This is a genomic window from Kitasatospora sp. NPDC056327 (genome assembly GCF_042261735.1).
Taxonomy (GTDB): Bacteria; Actinomycetota; Actinomycetes; order Streptomycetales; family Streptomycetaceae; genus Kitasatospora.
Genome location: NZ_JBHJRC010000449.1, coordinates 1 through 4,316 on the forward strand (window position 1 = coordinate 1; position 4,316 = coordinate 4,316).

The 4,316-nt window shown below is 69.2% G+C and carries 5 protein-coding genes; all 5 read left to right on the top strand.

Features of this window, described 5'->3' with window-relative positions; translation table 11 throughout:
• Nucleotides 1-269 precede the first annotated feature (269 nt).
• Nucleotides 270-1,274: a type I glyceraldehyde-3-phosphate dehydrogenase gene (gene gap / locus ACFCX4_RS34955; RefSeq protein ID WP_376151291.1), complete on the top strand. Its 1,005-nt coding sequence runs from the start codon at nt 270-272 to the stop codon at nt 1,272-1,274.
• A gap of 150 nt (nt 1,275-1,424) precedes the next feature.
• A complete protein-coding gene (locus ACFCX4_RS34960; RefSeq protein ID WP_376151293.1) occupies nt 1,425-2,627 on the top strand; it encodes a phosphoglycerate kinase in 1,203 nt (400 codons plus the stop codon).
• A gap of 7 nt (nt 2,628-2,634) precedes the next feature.
• Nucleotides 2,635-3,420 carry a triose-phosphate isomerase gene (tpiA, locus tag ACFCX4_RS34965; RefSeq protein ID WP_376151295.1) on the top strand — a complete coding sequence of 262 codons (786 nt, stop codon included), beginning with the start codon at nt 2,635-2,637 and terminating at the stop codon, nt 3,418-3,420.
• A gap of 87 nt (nt 3,421-3,507) precedes the next feature.
• Nucleotides 3,508-3,744, top strand: coding sequence for a preprotein translocase subunit SecG (secG, locus tag ACFCX4_RS34970; RefSeq protein WP_376151297.1), 237 nt, complete (start codon nt 3,508-3,510; stop codon nt 3,742-3,744).
• A 204-nt stretch (nt 3,745-3,948) separates the two neighbouring features.
• Nucleotides 3,949-4,236, top strand: a complete 288-nt coding sequence (locus ACFCX4_RS34975; RefSeq protein ID WP_376151299.1) for an RNA polymerase-binding protein RbpA — start codon at nt 3,949-3,951, stop codon at nt 4,234-4,236.
• Nucleotides 4,237-4,316: the final 80 nt, after the last annotated feature.

The window sequence follows — 4,316 nt, forward strand, 5'->3', positions numbered from 1 at the left end:
GTGCCCGCTTCCGCGGGCACCGGCGGAGCCGTGTCCGGGGGGTGGGACGGACGCCGGCCGGGCGGCCCGCGGGGGCCGGGACCAACTGCCCGGGAGGGCAGGGACGGAGGGCCCGCGACCGTTGGGAACACGCGCCACGCCAGGGCTTGCGCGGGCGCCTGATGTGCTCCACCCGGCCTCGGAGGGGTAGGGTCATAGGCGGTCGGGGACATCCCAAAATTCCACCCCGTCGGCATAGCGTCCGGCGTACCTAACGAGGAGATCGGTTCGTGACGATCCGGGTAGGCATCAACGGATTCGGCCGCATCGGCCGCAACTTCTTCCGTGCGGTTAAGGCCCAGGGCGCGGACATCGAGATCGTCGGTGTCAACGACCTGACCGACACCAAGACCCTGGCGCACCTGCTCAAGTACGACTCGATCCTGGGCACCTTCCCGGGCGAGGTGTCCCACACCGCGGACAGCATCACCGTCGACGGCAAGACCTTCAAGGTCATCGCCGAGCGCGACCCGGCCAACCTCCCCTGGGGCGAGCTGGGCGCGGACGTCGTCATCGAGTCGACCGGCATCTTCACCAAGGCCGAGGCGGCGAAGAAGCACGTCACGGCCGGCGCCAAGAAGGTCATCATCTCCGCGCCCGCCAGTGACGAGGACATCACCATCGTCATGGGCGTCAACGACGAGAAGTACGACGCGGACAAGCACACCATCATCTCCAACGCCTCCTGCACCACCAACTGTGTGGCGCCGCTGGCGAAGGTCCTCAACGAGAGCTTCGGCATCGTCAAGGGCCTGATGACCACCGTGCACGCGTACACCAACGACCAGGTCACCCTGGACTTCCCGCACAAGGACCTGCGTCGCGCCCGCGCCGCGGCCCTCAACATCATTCCGACGTCGACCGGTGCCGCCAAGGCGACCGCGCTGGTCCTGCCGGAGCTCAAGGGCAAGCTGGACGGCACCTCGCTGCGCGTCCCGGTCCCGACCGGCTCGATCACCGACCTGGTCGTCACCCTGGAGCGCGACGTCACCGTCGCCGAGGTCAACGAGGCGTTCAAGAAGGCCTCGGAGACCACCCTCAAGGGCATCCTGCAGTACACCGAGGACCCGATCGTCTCCACCGACATCGTGAACTCGCCGTTCTCCACGATCTTCGACTCGCTGCTGACCATGGCCCAGGGCAACCAGGTCAAGATCTTCGGCTGGTACGACAACGAGTGGGGCTACTCGAACCGCCTCGTCAACCTGACCACCCTCGTCGGTGCCGGGCTCTGACGCAGCGGGAGCTGACGTGAAGTAGGGGGGAGGGCCCGGAAGGCATGTGCGAAGCCGACCGGGCCCTCCGTCTGCGCACCCTCAACTCCCTTTGACGGCACAGCGTTGTGCCGTCGCCTGCTCCACCATCTCGCCAGGAGACCGAAGACCGTGAAGACCATCGAAGAGCTGGACGTCGCCGGTAGGCGTGTGTTCGTCCGCGCGGACCTCAACGTCCCGCTGGACGGCAGCAGCATCACCGACGACGGCCGGATCCGTGCCGTCGCCCCGACCATCGCCAAGCTCGCCGAGCGCGGCGCGAAGGTCGTCGTCGCCTCCCACCTCGGCCGCCCGAAGGGCGCGCCGGACCCGCAGTTCTCCCTCGCGCCGGTGGCCGCCCGCCTCGGCGAGATCCTCGGCAGGCCGGTCGCCTTCGCGACCGACACCGTGGGCGAGAGCGCGAAGGCCACCGTCGCCGCCCTGGCCGACGGCGAGGTCACGCTGCTTGAGAACCTGCGCTTCAACGCCGGTGAGACCAGCAAGGACGACGCCGAGCGCAAGGCGTTCGCCGAGCAGCTCGCCGGGCTGGCCGACCTCTACGTGGGCGACGGCTTCGGCGCGGTGCACCGCAAGCACGCCTCGGTGTTCGACCTGCCGGCCCTGCTGCCGCACGCGGTCGGCGACCTGATCGCCACCGAGGTGGGCGTGCTCAAGCGCCTCACCGAGGACGTCGCGCGTCCGTACGTGGTGGTGCTCGGCGGTGCCAAGGTCTCCGACAAGGTCGGCGTGATCGAGAACCTGCTGCAGAAGGCCGACCGGATCCTGATCGGCGGCGGCATGGCGTACACCTTCCTCAAGGCCCAGGGCCACGAGGTCGGCATCTCGCTGCTGCAGGAGGACCAGATCCCGACCGTCCTCGGCTACCTGGCGGAGGCCGAGGAGCGGGGCGTCGAGTTCGTCCTGCCGACGGACGTCCTGGTCTCCACGGACTTCCCGGACCTCAGGACCAAGGCTCCGGCGACCTTCTCGGTCGTCGCCGCGGACGCCATCCCGGCTGACCAGGAGGGCCTGGACATCGGCCCGGACAGCCGCGAGCTGTTCGCGGCGAAGCTGGCCGACGCGAAGACGGTGTTCTGGAACGGTCCGATGGGCGTCTTCGAGCACCCGGACTACGCCGGCGGCACCAAGGCCGTGGCGCAGGCCCTGCTGGAGAGCGACGCGTTCTCCGTGGTCGGCGGCGGGGACTCCGCCGCGGCCGTTCGCATCCTGGGCTTCGACGAGACGAAGTTCGGGCACATCTCGACCGGCGGTGGCGCGAGCCTGGAGTACCTGGAGGGCAAGCAGCTCCCCGGTCTCACCGCCCTGGAAGGCTGAATCACGCATGACTGAGCGTCTCCCGCTGATGGCGGGCAACTGGAAGATGAACCTCAACCACCTTGAGGCCATCCAGCACACCCAGAAGCTGGCCTTCGCGCTGGCCGACAAGGACTACGAGTCGGTCGAGGTGGCCGTCCTCGTGCCGTTCACCGACCTCCGCTCGGTGCAGACCCTGGTCGACGGCGACAAGCTGAAGATCAAGTACGGCTCGCAGGACATCTCGCAGCACGACTCCGGTGCCTACACCGGCGAGGTCTCCGGCCCGATGCTGTCCAAGCTGAAGTGCACCTACGCGGTGATCGGCCACTCGGAGCGCCGCCAGTACCACGGCGAGAACGAGGAGATCGTCAACGCCAAGGTGAAGGCCGCCTACCGCAGCGGGATCACCCCGATCCTGTGCGTCGGCGAGCCGCTGGAGGTCCGCAAGGCCGGCACCCACGTCGAGTACACCCTGGCCCAGCTCGACGGCGCCCTGGTCGAGGTCTCGGCGCTCCAGGCCGAGTCGATCGTGGTGGCCTACGAGCCGGTCTGGGCGATCGGCACCGGCGAGGTGGCGACCCCCGAGGACGCCCAGGAGGTCTGCGCCGCGATCCGCGGGCGGATCGCCGAGCTCTACGGCCCCGAGCTGGCCGGCAAGGTCCGGGTGCTCTACGGCGGTTCGGTCAAGTCGTCGAGCGCGGCGGGCCTGATGGCCAAGCCGGACGTCGACGGCGGCCTGGTCGGCGGAGCCTCGCTGGACGCCGAGGAGTTCGTCAAGATCGTGCGGTACCGTGAGCAGGCAGTAGGCTAACGCCGCCGCAGCAACGTAGGCTTTGGGGCCGGACCACCCGACGTGGTCCGGCCCCTTCGCCGAAGATACGAGAGAGTTGGTCCCGTCGTGGTTCTCGGGTTCTCGATTGCCCTGATCGTCTTCAGCCTGCTGATGATCCTCCTGGTGCTGCTGCACAAGGGGAAGGGCGGCGGCCTGTCGGACATGTTCGGTGGCGGTGCCATGTCCACCGGCGGCGGTTCGGCGGTCGCCGAGCGCAACCTGGACCGCATCACGATCGTGGTCGGCCTCGGCTGGTTCGCCTCCCTGGTCGTGCTCGGCCTGGTGCTGAAGTACAAGGGCTGACATACCTCTGACGCCCCGTCGCCCCGCGGCTTATCCTGGAAGGGTCCGGGGCGGAGCCGGTGGTGGCGCATGCTTAACTCCTGCTTACACTAGGACGACTTTCGCCACCGTCGCGCATCGCGCGCGTCGGCGCACCAGCACGCAGGGAGTCAGACCGTGGCAAGTGGCAACGCCATCCGTGGCAGCAGGGTCGGAGCCGGCCCGATGGGCGAGGCGGAGCGCGGCGAATCCGCCCCCCGCAACCGGATCTCCTTCTGGTGCGCGAACAAGCACGAGACCCGGCCGAGCTTCGCGGCGGAAGCGGCGATCCCGGAGACCTGGGACTGTCCGCGCTGCGGTTTCCCGGCCGGCCAGGACGAGCACAACCCGCCGGCGCCGTCCCGCAACGAGCCCTACAAGACCCACCTCGCCTACGTCCGCGAGCGGCGCACCGACGCCGACGGCGAGGCGATCCTCGCGGAGGCGCTGGCCAAGCTCCGCGGCGAGATCTGATTCCGCCGCGAGGCGGGCCCGCGCCCGGAGGCGAGTGACGAGCAGCAGTGCGAAACGGCGAAGGGGCACCACCCACCGGG